The organism is Aquisalimonas sp. 2447, from assembly GCF_012044895.1.
In the GTDB taxonomy this organism is placed as follows: domain Bacteria; phylum Pseudomonadota; class Gammaproteobacteria; order Nitrococcales; family Aquisalimonadaceae; genus Aquisalimonas.
In genome coordinates this window covers 1,119,836-1,137,950 of record NZ_CP050695.1, presented here as the reverse complement: position 1 = coordinate 1,137,950, position 18,115 = coordinate 1,119,836, and the positions used below count along the sequence as shown (strand labels likewise).

The following is an 18,115-nucleotide window of genomic DNA, read 5'->3' as shown; positions in this document are numbered from 1 at the left end:
AAGGAGCTCCTGAAGGGCCGCACCGATATAGAAAGGCTGGCGTCAGTCGCGGTCCAGTGCCAGCAACAGCACATCGCAAGCATCCTGCACGTAATCCCGGTTCTCGTCGGCCTTCACCAGCGTACGCAGCCCGCCCATTCCCGCCACGATGTATGCGGCCAGCCTGCGGGGATCCCTGGGACTTCGGATGCTACCGTCAGCCTGACCACGGCGTACCGCCTCGGCAAACACGTCACGAAAGCTGTCAACACCGGCGCGGACACGCTCGGTGACCAGGGGGTCACGGTGGCCGAACTCGTTCGCCGTATTCAGTACCAGGCAACCGCGAGGCCCCCCGGGCGCCGTCTGTTCGGCCAGGGTACGGCGCAGGGAGTCTTCGATGAATGCGCGACCGCTGGGTGCCTGCTCCAGCCGCTGCCACATATTGGCCACGACCATGTCCCGATACGTTTCCAGGCACTGCGCGAACAGGTCGTGCTTGCCACCAAACGTCTGGTACAGGCTGCTGCGGGAGAGCCCCGTGGCGCCCAGTAGATCCTGGAGAGAGGTTGCCTCGTAACCACGTGCCCAGAAAAGCTCCATCGCCTGGTTCAGTGCAACCGAAGGATCAAACTGACGTGGCCGTCCCGCCGGCATGCGACACCTCTTTACCAAGCCCGGAACAATCGTTCGGGGCGTTCATGGTTCCGGAAGAATAACGCTGGCCGGCACATATGCAAAATCGGAAAAACCCCGGCGCCGGCAGCCGCACACACAAAACCCCGCCGGAGCGGGGTCTTGTGTTCATCGGCAAGCCTCCCGCCGGGTGGCGGCGAAGCCCGTGTCGCCGAAGGAATAGCTCAGACAGGCGTGACGTTCGCCGCCGCCAGGCCCTTCTGGGTATTCTGGGTCTCGAACTCCACCCGCTGGCCTTCGGCCAGGCTCTTGAAGCCATTGCCGTTGATGGCGGAGAAATGGACGAACACGTCCTTGCCACCATCTTCCGGAGTAATGAAACCAAAGCCCTTGGCGTCGTCGAACCACTTCACGGTACCGGTCATCATCGTAACGTTTCCTCATTCATTCATGATTAGGTGTTGCAGGTCGGACTGAAGAACGTACGGTGTGACTACCAGACTGGTGGGACGACCGAAACTACTCTCAGGAAAGACACTGCAGAACGGAGAATACAGGATGCACAGATGCCGTCAATCTTTTTCTCGGCCTCACCGGACTGGCAAGACGCAGGGCGTGCGTGGTAAACGAACAGCATGACCTTGGCTTGCAGCAACGCGCACTCGCCCCACACGGCCGGAGAGACCGGCGGTGACTGATCCGGTGGAAGTTCCGTACTGGCTGCTGGCCATCATGGTGCTGGTGACGCTGTGGGCGATCATGGCGCGACTGCTCATGCCTACCGTGCGCTGGTTCTTCCGCCGCCGGCTGACCCGACTCATCGAGGAGGTCAACCGGCGACTGCATGTGAAACTGCCCACCTTCAGCCTGACCAAGCGTGAGGTACTGATCGACCGCCTAGCCTACGACCCGCGGGTGCTCGCTTCGGTGCGTACTTACTGCGAGGTCAACGGCACCCCCTGGGGCGTCGCCCTGAAACGGGTGGAGACCTATGCCCGCGAGATCGTCCCGGCCTTCAACGCGTACTTCTATTTCCGGTTCGGCAACCGCATCGCACGCGCCATCGCCCGCATGTTCTATCGCGTACGCCTCGCCTATCGGGATCATAACGGTTTGGCGGACGTGAACCCGGAGGCCAGCGTCGTGTTCGTGATGAACCATCGCAGTAACATGGATTATGTCCTGGTGGCCTACCTCACCGAGGAGCAGACGGCGCTGTCCTACGCGGTGGGTGAGTGGGCCCGGGTATGGCCGCTGGAACCACTGATCCGCGCCATGGGCGCGTATTTCGTCCGCCGCAACTCCCAGAACGCCCTCTATCGCCGGGTGCTGGAACGCTACGTGCAAATGGCCGTCGAGGGCGGCGTGGTCCAGGCGGTGTTCCCGGAAGCCGGCCTCAGCCGGGACGGCGCCTTCCGCGAGCCGCGTTCCGGCCTGGTGGACTACATGCTGCGGGACTTCGATCCGGGCGGCGACCGGGACATCCTGTTCATCCCCGTAGGACTGAACTACGACCGCGTTCTGGAAGACCGGACCCTGCTGGCAGAGGCGAACCGGAGCATCAAGCGCCGCTCGACGGTGCGCGCCATGGGCGAGGGGGCATGGCTACTGCTACGCAGCCTGCTCGGCCGCCTCCGCGGCCGCCCGGAGAGCATGGGCTACGCGGCAGCGGGTTTCGGTATACCGGTCTCGGCGCGGGACTGGTGCCTGGAACACCAGACAGATCCCCGCCGGCTGGGGCAACGCGAGCGCATGGGCTTCAGCCGCACCTTCGTCACCCACCTCATGGAGCGCATCGGCGATGTGGTCCCGATTCTGCCGGTGCCGCTGGTGGCATGGCTGCTCCTGCACGCGCCCGACCGTCCCTGGACGCGGGAGGCCCTGGAACAGGCTTACCGACAGGCGGTGGAACAACTGGATACCCGCCGGAATCCACCATACATCCCCCACCGGGATCCAGCCTACGCCATCGACGTGGCTGTGGACATGCTGCGCGAGCGCGGCGTTCTGATCCAGCACCAGGACGGCATGCACCTGGAGGACGCCCATCGCGGACTACTGCGTTACTACGCCAACACGGTCAGCCACCACATGGACCCGCCGGCCACGGCGAACTGCTGAAGCCGGCGGATACCTTCGCGACAGAACACTAACCGCCCAGAACACCGGGCAACCAAAGCGCGATGCCCGGGAACATGATGATCAGGAACAGTCCGAACAGTTCCACCAGGGTATACGGGATCACCGAGCGGTAAATGTCGCCCATGCTCACGCTCGGCGGCGCGACACCCTTGAGATAGAACAGATTGAACCCGAATGGCGGCGTCATGTAGCCGATCTCCATCATCACGATGAACAGGATGCCGAACCAGATGGGGTCAAAGCCGAACCCGGTGACAATGGGCAGGAACACCGGCAGCGTGATCAGCATGATTCCCAGGGGGTCCAGAACCATGGCCATGAGGAAGATAATCACCAGGATGGTGATCAACACGCCCCACTCGCCGCCCGGAATGGACATCATGAACTCCGTGATCATCGGCTGCGCACCCATGGAGTTGTACGCCGTACTGAAGGCGTGAGCAGCGAACAGGATCCACATGATCATGCCTGTCAGCCGCAGTGTGCGAATGCTCGCCTCCTTGATCATCGCCCAGCTGAACCTGCGATACACCACCGCTGACACCAGGGAACCGAACACGCCGATGGCCGCTGCCTCCGTGGCCGTGGCCACGCCGCCGATGATGGAGCCCAGCACGATCACGACGATGAACATGGGCAGGATCACCGAGCGCAGGGCAATGAACTTCTCTTTCAGATTTCCCCGCTCGTCCTTCGGTAACGCCGGCCCCATATGCGGCTGGAAATAGCACCGGATGCCGATATACAGCGACACCAGGACCATCAACAGCAGCCCCGGGACGATGCCGGCCGCAAACAGGGCCCCGACGGAGACACCAGTAATCAGCGCATAGAGGATCATGATGATGCTCGGCGGGATCAGGATTCCCCAGCCCCCGCCGGCATTGATGGCGCCCAGCGCCATCTCCTTGTCATACTTGCGCTCGAGCATGTTGGGTAGGGCAATGGTGCCCATGCTGGTCACCGCGGCACCGCTGATACCGCACATGGCCGCGAAGATGGCGCAGATGCCAACGGTACCGATAGCCAGGCCACCACGCACCCCCGCCCACCACAGGTGCATCATGTGATAAAGATCCCGGGCGACCCCCGAGCGCTCGAGAATCATGGCCATGAATATGAATAGCGGGATGGCGATCAACGTGAAGCTGTTCATGGTGCTCCACATGTTGGACGCCACCATGTAGAAAGCCTCCGGCCCCCAGCTGAAGTACAGGAAGACGACGGAAACGCCGCCCAGCACGAAGGCCAGCGGCACGCCGAGGAAAAGGAAGAACAGCAGGGAGCCGAAGAACAGCAGCGTGACCATTTCAACGCTCATAGCTGATCTCCCCCACCGTCGCCGGCATGCGCAATATCCTCATCGTTGTCCAGATTGAACAGCACCAGAAAGTCCCGGATCAGTTTCACCGTGCCTTGCAGCAGCAGCAGCCCCGCACCCACGGGGATGGCCACTTTCACTGGCCACAGAGGGGGATCCCAGGCGGACCGCGACGTCTCCCAACGGCTGACGGAGTCCGCGGCCATCGAGTAGCCCTCGGTGACAAGCACCAGCACGAAGGCAAAGAAGAGGACCGAAGTCAGAATATCGACACCGGCCTGCACGCGCCGGGGGAAACGGCTGTAGAAGATGTCGACGTTGACGTGGGCCCGCTGGGTCATGATGTAGGCGCCGGCGAGAATGGCGTAGGCACCGAAGAGCATCTGCGTGAGCTCGCCGGTCCAGACCGTCGGCGCGTTGAACACATAGCGCATGTTCACTTCGATGAACAACAGCGCGAACATCACCAGGACCAGGTAGGCCAGCACGGCCCGACCCAGCCATTCATTGAACCAGGTAATGCCTCGCAGAAGCATGCGCAGGGCTGTCATGGCAACTCCGTCTACTGCAGGGTTCGTCGGGGACCTGTGTAAACGACGCGGGCGAGCCGGTCAGGCCCGCCCGCGTCGTTGCTTGCGGCCTGGCAAACGCCGGGCCAGACACCGGTGATCAGCCGTCCAGATGGCCCAGCTCGGTCAGAAGCTCACGCATGATCTCCACGGCCTCGGCAGCCATTTCGCTCTCGTCCGCCTCTTCTTCCCACATGGTTTCGGCGGTTTCGAGCATGCGCTGCTGGACCTCGTCCGGCAGTTCGATCACTTCCACGCCGTGCTCGGCCTTGGCCATGGCCAGAGCGCGCTCCTCCAGATAGATGTACTCGTTGGTACGGCGCCAGAACTGTTCCTCGATGGTGTTCTTCACCGTCTCGCGGATGTCCTCCGGCAGTTCTTCCAGGGAGTCCTCACTGATGACGTAGGCATCGATACCGCCGATGTTCAGCGGCGGGCGCACATGGTAGGGCGCCACCTCGTAGAGAGACATGCTCAGAGCGCCCTGAACCGCACCCCAGTGCGCGCCATCAACCACGCCGGTCTGCAGGGACTGGTACAGCTCCTCGCCGGGGATCATCGACGCCGCAGCACCCGTTTCCGAGAGGTAGCTCTGCAACAGGCCGGAGGAGCGAATGTTCATGCCCTCGTAGTCGTCCACGGATTCGGGAATCTCGGTGAGCACCATCTCCGTGGGATAGACCTTCTCGATGGCATAGAAGACGTCATACTCTGCCGCCTCTTCCTGGATCATCTCCTCGATGCCCATCTGCTTGTAGTAATAGGCCGCCTCCCAGGTGTCCTGGAATGCGTTGGGCAGGCCGTAGACGATACCGGCCAGGGACAACCGATCCCGTTCGTAGGCGGGCGAGATGGTCCCCATATCCAGAACACCACGACTCACGGCACTGAAGATCTCGTCGTGGCCGAACAGCGAGCCGGCTTCGTGGAGTTCCAGTTGCAAGCGGCCGTCCGTCCGCTCGTCGAGCAAATCCCGAAGTGTCTCGAGGCTGTCCCCGTAGGAACTGCTGGCGCTCGGCCAGTGGGACTGAACCCGCCAGGTTATGGTGTCGTCGGCCATGACCTGCGCAGGCATGACCGAGGCTGCCAGGAAGCCGGCAGTGGCGATGGACAAACTGAACTTGAAGGACTGTTTCACGGCGTTCTCCTCCGTTGGCTTACTTGGTTGGTCGCGGGCGAATCCCGCGGCGGCTTCTGTTATTTGTATGGCCGTTATCCAGCGTACATTTCGCACCCCCCCTGTCAACACCGCGATCGTGCCACCGTTTACGGCTATTGCTGTCCGCATTGCGAAAACCCCAACCTACTGACCAATCGGATAAACTGACACGCAAGCCATGATACGGCGATGCTGTTTGGCAGCATCATTGCAGACAATCATCACAGCGTTACACGGCTTTCGATGGACCTGGAAACTGTGAAATTCGAGCCCAATCATGGCGTTTCACTTCGAAATACCTGCGGCGGACGTCAGCGAAACGACAAGGGCCTGACACAGGCAGGTCAGGCGCCCTACACTGCCGGGACAAATCAGAAAGGAGGCAAGGACCTTGGATTTTCAGACGCTTCTCTACAACATCGACGACGGCATTCTCACCATCACCCTCAATCGGCCCGACCGCATGAACGCCTTCAACGGCGAGATGCGCCGGGAGCTCATTGAGGCCTTTGACGCCGCCGATGCCGACGACACCGTGCGCGCCATCATCGTCACCGGTGCCGGCGATCGAGCCTTCTGTGCCGGCGCAGACCTGGAAAAGGGGGGCGACACCTTCAACCGGGACAAGCGCCAGGATGACGGCATCGACAACTCCATCCGCGACGGTGGTGGCACCGTGACGCTGCGGATCTACGAGTGCACAAAACCGGTGATCGGCGCCATCAACGGCGCCGCCGTCGGCGTCGGGGCCACCATGCAGTTGCCCATGGATATCCGCATGGCCTCCAGCAAGGCGCGCTTCGGCTTCGTGTTTGCCCGCCGCGGTATCACCATGGAGGCCTGCTCCAGCTGGTTCCTGCCACGGCTGGTCGGCATCCAGCAAGCCACGGAATGGGTCTACAGCGGTCGCCTTTTCGACGCCGAGGAGGCCCACCGGGGCGGCCTGATCCGCAGCATCCATGAACCCGACTCACTGCTGCCCGCCGCCCGGGAACTGGCGCGGGAATTCGCCGACAACGCCTCCGCAGTGGCGACCGCGCTGAACCGGCAGATGCTATGGCGCATGATGGCTGCAGACCATCCTATGGAAGCGCACAAGATTGATTCCCGGGCGATCGCCTACATGGGCCAGTCCGACGACGCCAGAGAGGGCGTGACCAGCTTCCTGGAAAAGCGTCCCGCCCGGTTCAGCATGGGGCCGACCCGGGACATGCCCGACTTCTACCCCTGGTGGGACGAGCGACGCTTCGAGTAGAGATTCAAGAACGGTCGTTCTTTAGCTATGCTGAAAGGAGGTACAGGAAGACCAGTGTCGGCTCGGAATCCAACCGGCAGGAGGGAGCGAGCATGGGCGAGAAAAAGGCGATAACGACCCTGCACCGGCGTCCACAGGGGAGCAACAGTCTTGAGCGCATGATGCGGGATCTGCTGCAGCAGGCAGATATCCACGTCAACGGCGACCGCCCCTGGGACATGCAACTGCACGGAAGCAACGTGCCGGAACGCGCCTTCGCCTACGGTAATCTCGGCCTGGGCGAGGCGTACATGGACGGCGACTGGGATGTCGAGCGGCTGGACGAGTTCTTCTTCCGGGTACTCCGGGCACGCATTCATCATCAGGTGCAACCTCTGCGCCTGATCTTCCACTCCCTGCGGGCCAGACTGCTGAACCTGCAGAGCCTGCGCCGTGCCCGGCAGGTCGGTGAGGCCCACTACGACCTGGGTAATGACTTCTACGAAGCCATGCTGGACAGCCGCATGACCTATACCTGCGCCTACTGGAAGGAGGCGCAGACGCTGGATCAGGCCCAGGAGGCAAAACTCGACCTCATCTGCCGTAAGCTGGAACTGGAACCCGGCATGCGCGTGCTCGACATTGGCTGCGGCTGGGGCAGCTTCATGCAGTACGCCGCCGAACACTACGGTGTCGAGTGCGTCGGGCTCACCATCTCGGAGGAACAGGTCCGACTGGGCAGGGAGCGCTGCCAGGGTCTGCCGGTGGAGTTCCGGCTGCAGGACTACCGGGAAGTCAATGAAACCTTCGACCGGGTTGTCAGCGTCGGCATGTTCGAGCACGTGGGGCGCAAGAATCACCGCACCTTCATGGAAACGGTGAACCGCTGCCTGCATGACGAAGGCCTGTGCCTGCTGCACACCATCGGCAGCAACCGACGCAACTCGACGCCGGATCCCTGGATCGACAAGTACATCTTCCCCAATGGCGACCTGCCCTCCCTGGGACAGATCGCCGATGCCGCCGAGGATCTGGCCATCGTCGAGGATCTGCACAATTTCGGCGCGGACTACGATCACACGCTGATGGCCTGGCACCGGAATTTCGAAGCGGCCTGGCCCCGCTTCCGTGACCGCTACGGGGAGCGCTTTCACCGCATGTGGCGGTACTACCTGCTGAGCTGCGCCGCACTTTTCCGCGCACGGGAAGTGCAGCTGTGGCAGTTCGTGCTATCGCCCCGCGGTCAGCTGGGAGGCTATCGGCGCGTCAGCTGAAGGCCTCCGCCACGGGTGTGTCGCCGTCCACCAGTTCAATGCGACGGTTGACCAGATCCGGGTGACGCAGAATCTCCAGCATTGCCTCGGCGACGTTGCCACGACTGACGGTAATGTCGTGCTGGCTCTCCGGGGTGGTGGACACCAGACCGGTTGCTTCCTCGTCGGTGAACTTGCCGGGTGCCAGAATCACATAAGGCACACCGGAGCCTACCAGTAGCCGGTCGGCTGCATGCTTGGCCGCCATGTAGGGTCGCAGTGCCTCCGGCGCATGCAGCGGGTCGTTGGCGCGCAGCGCACTGAGCATCAAAAAACGCTTCACACCCAGCTCTTCCGCCAGCTCGATGGCGCGCACTGCCCCGTGCAGATCCACCATGAGCGTGCGGTCTGCGCCCGTGTGCGGCCCCGAACCCGCCATGAACACAACCTCCTCGCAGCCCTCCATGGCTTCGCGCATATCTCCTTCCAGGTCACCATTCACGGTAGTGATCCCCAGTTCATCGAACGCGGGCTCCTCGGCACGGTGTCGGAGCATGGCGCGCAGGTCCATTCCGGCACCGCTTGCGAGTTCGCACAATTGCCTGCCGACGCGGCCGTTGGCTCCGATCACGAGAATGGTCATGGCTATTCCTCCGGCAACCCCGCCCTTCAGGCCGGCGCCACCCAGTGGTGAATTCCTTCTACTCCGGCCCCGAAGGTCGGGGCACGATATTCATACGTTACCCTACGGATCATGGCCGCCGTGATCCACCGGCAAGCAAGAGCCGATGGGTTCAATCCAGAAGCGGTCCACCGCCGCGCTGATACCACTGAATGGCCAGATTCGCGATCAGCCGTTCCAGGCGCTCCAGGGTCTGTTCGTCCCGGGCGGGCCCGGTCATGACCAGCTGGGCGCCCATGGTGGCAACGTAGAGCAGCAGGGCCAGATCATCTGCGCCCTCGCCGTTGTCCGCCCGACGCAACAACAGCTCCTGGTTATGGCGTATACGGGCCTCATCGACGGCGGCAACCACACGTGCGGCCTGCTCATCTCGCCGCGCCATGTCACGGACAGCCAGCTCAACGCGCATGCGGCGTACGCTGCGCCCGGATTCTCCGAGCAACAGCCGCAGAATCCGGCGCGTTTCCGTTCGTGCGTCGGCATCCCCCGGTGTCAGCAGGCCCAGTTCCGCCATGCGCCGCTCCTGCCAGCGCTGCAGGAAACTGCTGATCAGGTCCTGGTAGTCACGAAAATGCCAATAGAAGCTGCCCCTGGAAACGCTGAGGCGACGGGCCAGCGGCAGCACGCGGACTGCATCGAAACCGCCCTCCACCACCAGCTCGGTGGCGGCATCAAGCCAGTCGTCCCGGCTCAACTGCTCGCGCCCGCCGGTGCCGTCGGCCTGAGACATGCTCTCCTCCACGCTTCAAAACTTACTCTTGAAAATTGACGTTTGTCCTGTTGATGGACTACCTTTCCCAACACACCATACACCAGTGTATTGTCGCTGTAGAAGGCGTCCACCCGGGCCGGTAGAGCCACCAACACGCCGCCCTTCAGCGATCCCCTCAAGCCAAGTCGGGAGATGACATGAGCAACGCCCACTATGAAGTCAAAGGCGACGTCGCACTGATCCGCCTGGACAACCCGCCGGTCAACGGCCTCGGTTACGAACTGCGCCGCGGCATCGTGGACGGCATCCGCAAAGCCGAACAGGACGAGGCCGTCCGCGCCGTGGTCATTACCGGGAGCAACGGCACCTTCTCCGGGGGCGCGGACATCCGCGAGTTCGGTACGCCGAAGATGACCGCGGAGCCGAACCTGCATACGGTGATCAACGTAATCGAGACCAGCAATAAGCCGGTGGTGGCCGCCGTGGACGGCAACTGCATGGGCGGCGGCCTGGAACTGGCCCTGGGCTGCCACTTCCGCATCAGCACGCGGAGCGCCAGCATCGCCCTGCCCGAGGTCAAGCTCGGCCTGCTGCCGGGCGCCGGTGGCACCCAGCGCCTGCCCCGGGTGGTGGGTGTGGAGCACGCCCTGAACATGATCGTCTCCGGTACCACGGTGCCGGCAAGGATGTTCGAGGGCAGCGCCCTGTTCGACACCTACACTGACGGCGACCTGGAAGCCGACGCCATCGCCCTGGCACAGAAGGCCCCGGACGAGAAGAAGCCGCTCAAGCGCGTGCGCGATCTGCCGGCATCCCATCCGCGTGCCGAGCCGTTCTTCCTCTATGCACGCAACGGCATCAGCCAGATGGCGAAGAATTACCCGGCACCGCTGAAGTGCCTGGAAGCAGTGCGCGCTGCCGTGGAGAAGCCCTTTGACGAAGGCCTCCGCACCGAGCGCCAGCTGTTCGCGGAACTCATGCAGACACCGGAGTCCGCGGCCCTGCGCCACGCCTTCTTTGCCGAGCGCGAGGCCTCCAAAGTCCCGGACGTCGGCAAGGACACGACCACGCGCGACATCAAGCAAGTCGGCGTCATCGGTGCCGGCACCATGGGCAGCGGCATTGCCATCAACTTCCTCAACGCCGGCATCCCGGTGACCATCCTGGACATGAAGCAGGAATCCCTGGACAAGGGCGTGGCGCACATCCGCAGCGTCTACGAAGGCCGGGTCAAGAAGGGCAAGATGAAGCAGGAGGATGCCGAGCAGAAGCTCGCCCTGCTGCACACCGCCACCGACTACGACGCCTACTCTGACGTGGACCTGGTTATCGAGGCGGTATTCGAGGACATGGGCGTGAAGCAGAAGGTGTTCGAGACGCTGGACGCCACCTGCAAGCCCGGCGCCATCCTTGCCAGCAACACCTCGACCCTGGATCTGAACAGGATCGCCGGCTTCACCAAGCGCCCCGAGGACGTGGTGGGCATGCACTTCTTCAGCCCCGCCAACGTCATGAAGCTGCTGGAGGTAGTGCGCGGCGGCAAGACCTCGAAAGAGGTCATGGCCACGGTGATGAAGATCGGCAAGACCATCAAGAAGACCGCTGTGGTCTCCGGCGTGTGCGACGGCTTCATCGGCAACCGCATGGTCGGGCCGTATCAGCGTGAAGCGCTGATCATGCTGGAGGAAGGCGCTACGCCGCAGCAGATCGACAAGGCCATCGAGAAGTTCGGCTTCGTCATGGGTCCGCTGCGCATGGCCGACCTGGCCGGCGGCGACATCGGCTGGGCGATCCGCAAGCGCCAGTACGAGGAGAACCCGGACATGAAGCGCATGGTCATCGCCGACCGCCTGTGCGAGATGGGCCGTTACGGTCAGAAGACCAATGCCGGCTTCTACCGCTACGAGGAAGGCAAGCGGGACCCGCAACACGATCCGGAAGTCGAGCGCGTGATCGAGGAATGCCGCAAGGAAATGGGCATTACTCCGCGCAAGATCAGCAGCAAGGAAATCGTCGAGCGCTGCGTCTACGCCCTGGTCAACGAGGGCGCGCGCATTCTCGAAGAGGGGATCGCCCAGCGAGCCTCGGACATCGACATCGTCTATCTCACCGGCTACGGCTTCCCGGTCCACCGCGGCGGCCCCATGCACTACGCCGACCAGGTGGGACTGATCAACGTCGAACGGGCCATGGAGCAGTTCCGTGCCAACCCCAATGTCCAGCCTGGCTTCTGGGAGCCGGCACCGCTGCTGTCGAAGCTCGCCAACGAAGGCAAGACCTTCAACTGATTCCATGACGGCGGGTCGATCGCCCGCCGAGCGCAGGAGAAAGACATGACCGATGACGTAGTAATCGTATCCACCGCCCGCACGCCCCTGGCCAAATCCTGGCGCGGGAGTTTCAACATGACCCACGGCGCCACCCTGGCCGGCCACGCCATCCAGCACGCGGTGGAGCGTGCCGGCGTGGAAGGCGGCGAGATCGACGACGTGATCATGGGCTGCGCCCTGCCCGAGGGCTCCACCGGCAACGACGTCGCCCGCATGGGCGCCATGCGCGCCGGGCTGCCGGTGAGTGTCAGCGGCGTGACCGTCAACCGCTTCTGCTCCTCCGGCCTGCAGGCCGTTGCCATGGCCGCCCAGCACATCATTGTCGACGGCGCCCCGATCATGGTCGCCGGCGGCGTGGAGTCCATCTCCACGGTGCAGGCGGACGTGAACACCACCTACATGAAGGAGGAGTGGCTGGCGGAGCACAAACCGGCACTGTACTGGAGCATGCTGCAGACCGCCGAGACCGTGGCCGAGCGCTACAACATCTCCAAGGAGGCCCAGGACGAATACGGCGTGCGCAGTCAGCAGCGCGCGGCAGCTGCCCGCGAGGCCGGCAAGTTCGACGACGAGATCGTTCCCATGACCACCACCATGGCCACGGCGGACAAGGCCACCGGCGCCATGATGACCAAGGAGGTCACGGTCTCCCAGGACGAGGGCATCCGCCCGGACACCAACATTGAGGGCGTCAGCGGCATCCGCTCGGCCATGCCCGGGGGCGTCATTACCGCCGGCAACGCCAGCCAGTTCTCCGACGGCGCCTCGGCCCAGGTGTTGATGACGGCCAAGGAGGCCGCGCGGCGCAACCTGCAGCCGCTGGGCATCTTCCGCGGCTTCGCCGTGGCCGGCTGCGAGCCGGACGAAATGGGGATCGGGCCGGTCTACGCCATCCCGAAGCTGCTCAAGCGGACCGGCCTGAGCGTGGACGACATCGACCTGTGGGAGCTCAATGAGGCTTTTGCGGTGCAGGTCCTGTACTGCCGCGACAAGCTCGGCATTCCGGATGACAAGCTCAACGTCAACGGTGGCTCCATTGCCGTGGGCCACCCTTACGGTCTCACCGGGTCCCGGCTCACCGGCCACGCCTTGATCGAGGGCAAGCGCCGCAATGCCAAGTACGTGGTGGTGACCATGTGCGTGGGCACCGGCATGGGCGCCGCAGGCCTGTTCGAAGTGGCCTGAAGCACTGGTTTCATGGGCGGCCGGTCACCGGCCGCCCATGGTTCCCGCCCCGCGACAACCTGCTATTCTGTCTCCATCGCAAGCGTGATTCCCGCGCCGCAAACGGTGCGGGCAGATTCCGGGAACGATCCCCCCGTTTCCCGGACGAATACCAAGAACAACAGCCCAACGAGAGGAGAGATACAATGACCGACACGGCACAGGAGCAGACCGGCGCCAAACCCGGCAGCGGCAGCTTCGAGGCGTACGATTCCCGTCCCTGGCTCAAGTGGTACGGCGAGACCGTCAGCACCGATCTGGACGCCCTGCCTTACAGCAGCTTCGGTGACATGGTCCGGAAGGCGAGCCGCGAGCACGCGAACAAGCCCGCCTTCACCACCTGTCTGCCCACCGGCACAGCGGGCACGCTGACCTTCGCCCAGGTGGACCGCATGTCCGACCAGTTCGCCGCGTACCTGCGCCACGAACTCGGCCTGGAACAGGGCGACCGGGTCGCGATCCAGAGCCCCAACTGCCTCGCCTACCCCATCTTCATGTTTGGCGCCGCCAAGGCCGGTTGCGTCATCGTCAACATCAACCCGCTGTATACCGTGCCGGAGATGGACCATGCGCTGAACGACTCCGGCGCACGGCTGTTGATGATGATCGACATGTTCGCCGACAAGCTGCCGGAGGTGGTCCCCAAGAGCAGCGTGGAGCATGTGGTCATCCACAGCGTGGCGGACTTCTTCCCGCCGCTGCGGCGTACCCTGGTGCGCACGGTGCAGAAGCTCAAGAAGATGATTCCCAACGTGGACATGCCGGTCACGCGACTGCCCGATGCCCTAAAGGCGGGCGCCAGCCAGATCGCCGAGGGCAAGGACGTGCAAGCGCTGGACCCCGGCCTGGACGACCTGTTGGCCCTGCAGTACACCGGCGGCACCACCGGCCGATCCAAGGGCGCGATGCTCACTCATCGCAACCTGATCAGCAATATCCAGCAGTCTTACAACAACCTGCAACAGAATCTGCCTGACAAGCGGGTCGCCATGACCGCTCTGCCCATGTACCACATTTTCGCTCTGGGCGTGAGCGGCAGTTTCTACAGCTTGGGCGGGCACAACGTGCTCATCCCCTCGCCGCGGCCGGTGGAGAACCTGAAGCAGGCGTTCATGAAGTACGACATCCGCTTCTTCTCCGGCGTGAACACCCTGTTCAACGGCCTGATGGCGGAAGACTGGTTCCAGGAGGCGCCGCCGAAGAACCTGACCATCACCATTGGCGGCGGCACGGCGGTTCAGGAAGGCACGGCGAAGCGCTGGCAGGAGATCGTCGGGCACCCGATCTACCAGGCCTACGGCCTCACCGAGACCAGCCCCGGCGTCACCACCAACCCGCTGAACGGCCCGGTGAAACCCGGCAGCATCGGCATCCCCTACGCAGGCACCTACTGCCGCATCGTCGATGAAGAGGGCAACCCGATGCCTGTGGGTGAGCCCGGCGAGCTGGTGGTGAAGGGCCCCCAGGTGATGAAGGGGTACTGGCAGCGCCCGGACGCCACCGAGGAGTCCATGGAGGACGGCTGGTTCCACACCGGCGACGTGGCTCGCATGGACGAGGACGGCTTTTTCTACATTGTCGACCGCAAGAAGGACATGGTGCTGGTGTCCGGCTTCAACGTGTATCCCAACGAGATCGAGGAAGTCATCAACCAGCATCCCGGCGTACAGGAATGCGGTGTTGTCGGCGTGCCGGATGACGAGACCGGCGAGGCGGTGCGCGCCTATGTGGTGAAATCCGACGATTCCGTCACCGAGGACGACATCCGCGCCCACTGCAAGCAGTCACTGACCAGCTACAAGATCCCCAAGCAGATCGTCTTCCGCGAGGAGATCCCGCTGACACCGGTGGGCAAGGTGCTACGCAAGGATCTGCGTGCCGAGGCGATGAGGGAACTCGGCAAGGCGTGAAGCCCTGTCCGCGTGGCGACCATGGTGATCGCTACGCGGACCGTTCGTTTACCATGCGATCCATCCGATCACGACGTACAACACGGCGTTCAGGGCCAGAATCAGCCAGGCGACCCGGACCTCCAGGGTCCGGCGAGGCAGCCCGCCGAGGCCGGCCTTGTTCACGTAGTGCTCGATGAACCCGCCCCCGTAACCGCGGTCCCCGGACGCCTCCCGAAACCTGTTTTCCAGCGGGGTCAGTGGACATGTACAACCGCCGAAATTGATTCCCACCGCCCAGGCGAGCACCGCCAGGTGCAACACCAGCCACCATACCCCCAAGGGCACAAGCAACGCCCCCAGCACGGCGAACACCACGAACGCCGCGTGAAACCACTTCACCGCGTCGGCCAGGTAGCGGTATCCCTTGGCAGTCATCCGCAACTCCATCATTTCGTGACCTCTACCGCAGGGTATGGAAAAATGACCGGAACTTCACCAGCAACCGCCGCACCCGTGCGAGGGGGACGAATGATGGGACCCGACCTGTTCAAGCGCTGGATGGACATGCTGTTCTGGTGGCTTCCCCGCGACGGCGACCAGTCCAGGGGGCAGCAGCCGCCCTCCGGACAACAACAGAGTGGTACCGCAACCGCCCGTAAGGATGAGGCCACGTCCAAGCCGGCATCACCCGCGAAATCCTCGGCGCCGGAGCCGACGACGTCGCCTGCGGCAGCGTCGACCACTCCCGACAACGAGGCGGCAAACAAGCCCGGCAAGGAGAGCACCAAGGCCCCGGAGGCGGCGACGGCTCCCTCGCCCAAGGCCCCTTCCAGCGCGGGCGACGCGGTGGACGATCTCACCACCATCAAGGGCGTGGGCCCAGCCATGGCCGCGCGCCTTCAGGACATGGGCATTCGCACCTTCGAGGATCTGGCGGCGGCTGACATCAAGTCCGTCACCCGCACACTACGGGAGCAGTCCGTGGTGATTTCGGAGAAGAAGGTAGAAGGCTGGGTGCAGGCTGCCCGGCAGCAGGCCTGACGGACAGCGCCCGGTCAGGCGCTGGTGTCAACCAGACTACCGACGCGCTCGGCAGGATTGACCGGCGCGCCCGAGGGGCCGCCGGCATCAGGCAACGCGTCAATGAGCTGCTGCGCATTGGATTCCTGAATGTCCAGCGCCTTGCGGGTGACACTGGTCTGCACATCAGCCTGGAGTTGTGCCTGGCTCATGGACGAAGCCATGGATGCAATGCTGGATACGTCTGCCATCGCTGTACCCTCTCCACTTGAGGGGTTATGGAAACATCCCGCGACCCCCAGCACAAGCGAACCCCGTCACACCTTTGACCCACTCGGGGGCAGCATCACGGAAGCCCGCCCTTTTACGGTGCAATACCCTGCCACGCCCGTCGCATCCATGACCACGAAGGCTACGGATCTTCCTGATAACTTAACGAAAACAAAACCTGGCCCGGGTATTGCCTTAGTGATAGTGCGGCAGGAGGCCGCAGCAGCAATGCTTCTCCTCCTCAATGAAAGGACTCCTTGCGCCCCGCCCTGCGGGGCGCTTTTCTTTGTATGCGCCTCAACCCCCGTTCATGCCACGTCTCGGGCCGGCATGACCTGTCCGTCTTCGGCCGGGCCACCAGCATCCGTCTGACGCATCTCCAGCCAGCGCAACAGCTCCAGCCGGCCGTCGTGGTTTTCCACCAAGCAGGTGCAGCTCTCCACCCAGTCACCGTCGTTACAGTAGAGCACCCCATCGACCTCGCGCATCTCTGCATGATGGATGTGACCACAGACCACACCATCCACGCCTTGACGACTGGCCTCCCATGCGACCATTTCCTCGAAGCTGGAGATGTAAGCCATGGCGTTCTTGACCCGGTACTTCAGATGCGCGGCCAGGGACCAGTAGGGAAAGCCGAACAGCCGGCGCACCAGGTGCACCCAGTGGTTGGCCCGTAACAGCAGGCCGTAGACGCGACTGCCCAGCATCGAAAGCGCGCGGGAACACTTGACCACCGTGTCGAACTGATCACCATGCAGAACCAGGAGCCGCCGCCCGTCCTGGGTGGTGTGGATGACTTGATCGACCATGGAGAAGTTGTCGATGACGCTACCGTTGTAATCCCGCATGGCCTCGTCGTGGTTGCCCGGCAGGTAGACCACCTTCGTGCCCGCCCAGGCCTTCTCCATGATCCGGCGCACCACCAGGGCGTGCTCTCGCGGCCAGAAAACACGTTTACGCATTTCCCAGATGTCGACCATGTCCCCGACCAGGTAGAGATACTCGGACTCGGTGGCGTCCAGAAACTCCAGCAGATAGTCCGCGCGTGCACCGCGAAATCCCAGATGGGCGTCAGAAACGAAGATGGTCCGGTATCGGACCGGTCGCATGGGTTCGACGGTTGTCATGGCTGCACCACTCCCCTCTTTCCACTGTTGCCGGGAAGTGTGAAGCGGCACCTTGAAGGGGATATGTCAGCGGCAAGGCATTTCCGTGACATGGCGCCGGTACCGTGACCCACCGGTCCGACGCATCATTCAAAGGTCACCCGCCGGTCAGAAAAGTGTCTTGATTCGCGATGACAATGATCGCCGTCTATTAACGGTGGAACGAGGTCATCATGCACTGGGAAACGGGAGAGGGAAGACTGATCAGCGAGGGGCGAACCCTGCTGGCCAGCGATCAGATCGTACTCCAGCGGGAAGCAAGCGGTCGTAAATCCGTCTGGCGTGCGCACATCCCGCTGCTGGGCGTGCGCCGGCGCCGAATCCCGCGCCGAATCCCGCGCGGAAGCTCCACGCTGCTGGAACTGGACGACGGCAGGCGGGGCTGGTTCCGGGTGGTGTCCGAGAGTCGTGATCTGGCGTCTCTGCGGAGCTGCGGGCCGTTCCGGTAACAACACCGGAGATCCAAAGAAAAGACCCCGCTGGCTGCGGGGTCAAGGCTCTGGCTGAGGGAACTGCTGGGGAA

The 18,115-nt window shown here is 63.3% G+C and carries 18 protein-coding genes; 8 read left to right on the top strand and 10 right to left on the bottom strand.

Annotated elements, in window-relative coordinates; genetic code table 11:
* Window positions 1–42: 42 nt before the first annotated feature.
* Together KU884_RS05255 and KU884_RS05250 are read right to left on the bottom strand one after the other, a co-directional pair.
* Window positions 43–636, bottom strand: coding sequence for a TetR/AcrR family transcriptional regulator (locus tag KU884_RS05255; protein WP_167781630.1), 594 nt, complete (start codon window positions 634–636; stop codon window positions 43–45).
* A 203-nt stretch (window positions 637–839) separates the two neighbouring features.
* Window positions 840–1,043: a cold-shock protein gene (locus KU884_RS05250; protein ID WP_167781629.1), complete on the bottom strand. Its 204-nt coding sequence runs from the start codon at window positions 1,041–1,043 to the stop codon at window positions 840–842.
* A gap of 262 nt (window positions 1,044–1,305) precedes the next feature.
* On the opposite strand from KU884_RS05250, the gene KU884_RS05245 reads away from it, so the two are divergent.
* Complete coding sequence (locus KU884_RS05245; RefSeq protein ID WP_167781628.1) at window positions 1,306–2,736, top strand: 1-acyl-sn-glycerol-3-phosphate acyltransferase; 1,431 nt, start codon at window positions 1,306–1,308, stop codon at window positions 2,734–2,736.
* Between the two features lie 28 nt (window positions 2,737–2,764).
* On the opposite strand, the gene KU884_RS05240 is transcribed toward KU884_RS05245, so the two are convergent.
* The 3 genes from KU884_RS05240 to dctP form a co-directional block, all read right to left on the bottom strand.
* The gene (locus KU884_RS05240) at window positions 2,765–4,078 is read right to left on the bottom strand and encodes a TRAP transporter large permease subunit (RefSeq protein ID WP_167781627.1); all 1,314 of its coding nucleotides are present in this window, start codon (window positions 4,076–4,078) and stop codon (window positions 2,765–2,767) included.
* Entirely contained in the window at window positions 4,075–4,629 is a 555-nt protein-coding gene (locus tag KU884_RS05235; RefSeq protein ID WP_167781626.1) for a TRAP transporter small permease subunit, read from the bottom strand. The genes KU884_RS05240 and KU884_RS05235 overlap by 4 nt, the downstream gene beginning before the upstream one ends.
* 118 nt (window positions 4,630–4,747) lie before the next feature.
* Window positions 4,748–5,785, bottom strand: a complete 1,038-nt coding sequence (dctP, locus tag KU884_RS05230; protein WP_217351420.1) for a TRAP transporter substrate-binding protein DctP — start codon at window positions 5,783–5,785, stop codon at window positions 4,748–4,750.
* A gap of 412 nt (window positions 5,786–6,197) precedes the next feature.
* On the opposite strand from dctP, the gene KU884_RS05225 reads away from it, so the two are divergent.
* Window positions 6,198–7,061, top strand: a complete 864-nt coding sequence (locus KU884_RS05225; RefSeq protein ID WP_167781625.1) for a crotonase/enoyl-CoA hydratase family protein — start codon at window positions 6,198–6,200, stop codon at window positions 7,059–7,061.
* 173 nt (window positions 7,062–7,234) lie between these two features.
* On the top strand, window positions 7,235–8,314 hold the full coding sequence (gene cfa, locus KU884_RS05220) for a cyclopropane fatty acyl phospholipid synthase (RefSeq protein ID WP_254432243.1): 1,080 nt from the start codon (window positions 7,235–7,237) through the stop codon (window positions 8,312–8,314).
* On the opposite strand, the gene KU884_RS05215 is transcribed toward cfa, so the two are convergent.
* Together KU884_RS05215 and KU884_RS05210 are read right to left on the bottom strand one after the other, a co-directional pair.
* A complete protein-coding gene (locus tag KU884_RS05215; protein WP_167781623.1) occupies window positions 8,307–8,936 on the bottom strand; it encodes an SDR family oxidoreductase in 630 nt (209 codons plus the stop codon). The genes cfa and KU884_RS05215 overlap by 8 nt on opposite strands.
* A gap of 151 nt (window positions 8,937–9,087) precedes the next feature.
* Window positions 9,088–9,705 carry a TetR/AcrR family transcriptional regulator gene (locus tag KU884_RS05210; RefSeq protein ID WP_167781622.1) on the bottom strand — a complete coding sequence of 206 codons (618 nt, stop codon included), beginning with the start codon at window positions 9,703–9,705 and terminating at the stop codon, window positions 9,088–9,090.
* Between the two features lie 179 nt (window positions 9,706–9,884).
* Between KU884_RS05210 and KU884_RS05205 the strand changes: the two genes are divergently transcribed.
* From KU884_RS05205 to KU884_RS05195, 3 genes are all read left to right on the top strand, one after another.
* A complete protein-coding gene (locus tag KU884_RS05205) occupies window positions 9,885–11,975 on the top strand; it encodes a 3-hydroxyacyl-CoA dehydrogenase NAD-binding domain-containing protein (protein ID WP_167781621.1) in 2,091 nt (696 codons plus the stop codon).
* A gap of 45 nt (window positions 11,976–12,020) precedes the next feature.
* Complete coding sequence (locus tag KU884_RS05200; RefSeq protein WP_167781620.1) at window positions 12,021–13,202, top strand: acetyl-CoA C-acyltransferase; 1,182 nt, start codon at window positions 12,021–12,023, stop codon at window positions 13,200–13,202.
* A gap of 185 nt (window positions 13,203–13,387) precedes the next feature.
* Window positions 13,388–15,151, top strand: coding sequence for an AMP-binding protein (locus KU884_RS05195; RefSeq protein ID WP_167781619.1), 1,764 nt, complete (start codon window positions 13,388–13,390; stop codon window positions 15,149–15,151).
* Between the two features lie 48 nt (window positions 15,152–15,199).
* On the opposite strand, the gene KU884_RS05190 is transcribed toward KU884_RS05195, so the two are convergent.
* Window positions 15,200–15,568: a DUF2784 domain-containing protein gene (locus KU884_RS05190; protein WP_167781618.1), complete on the bottom strand. Its 369-nt coding sequence runs from the start codon at window positions 15,566–15,568 to the stop codon at window positions 15,200–15,202.
* 93 nt (window positions 15,569–15,661) lie between these two features.
* Between KU884_RS05190 and KU884_RS05185 the strand changes: the two genes are divergently transcribed.
* Window positions 15,662–16,174, top strand: a complete 513-nt coding sequence (locus KU884_RS05185; RefSeq protein WP_167781617.1) for a DUF4332 domain-containing protein — start codon at window positions 15,662–15,664, stop codon at window positions 16,172–16,174.
* A gap of 14 nt (window positions 16,175–16,188) precedes the next feature.
* Here the strand turns inward: KU884_RS05185 and KU884_RS05180 are convergent, their stop codons facing one another.
* On the bottom strand, window positions 16,189–16,404 hold the full coding sequence (locus KU884_RS05180) for a YjfB family protein (protein ID WP_167781616.1): 216 nt from the start codon (window positions 16,402–16,404) through the stop codon (window positions 16,189–16,191).
* Between the two features lie 327 nt (window positions 16,405–16,731).
* Window positions 16,732–17,553 (bottom strand): UDP-2,3-diacylglucosamine diphosphatase, encoded by an 822-nt coding sequence (locus tag KU884_RS05175; RefSeq protein ID WP_167781615.1) that lies wholly within the window; start codon window positions 17,551–17,553, stop codon window positions 16,732–16,734.
* A gap of 212 nt (window positions 17,554–17,765) precedes the next feature.
* Between KU884_RS05175 and KU884_RS05170 the strand changes: the two genes are divergently transcribed.
* Window positions 17,766–18,041, top strand: a complete 276-nt coding sequence (locus KU884_RS05170; RefSeq protein ID WP_167781614.1) for a hypothetical protein — start codon at window positions 17,766–17,768, stop codon at window positions 18,039–18,041.
* Window positions 18,042–18,115 lie beyond the last annotated feature (74 nt).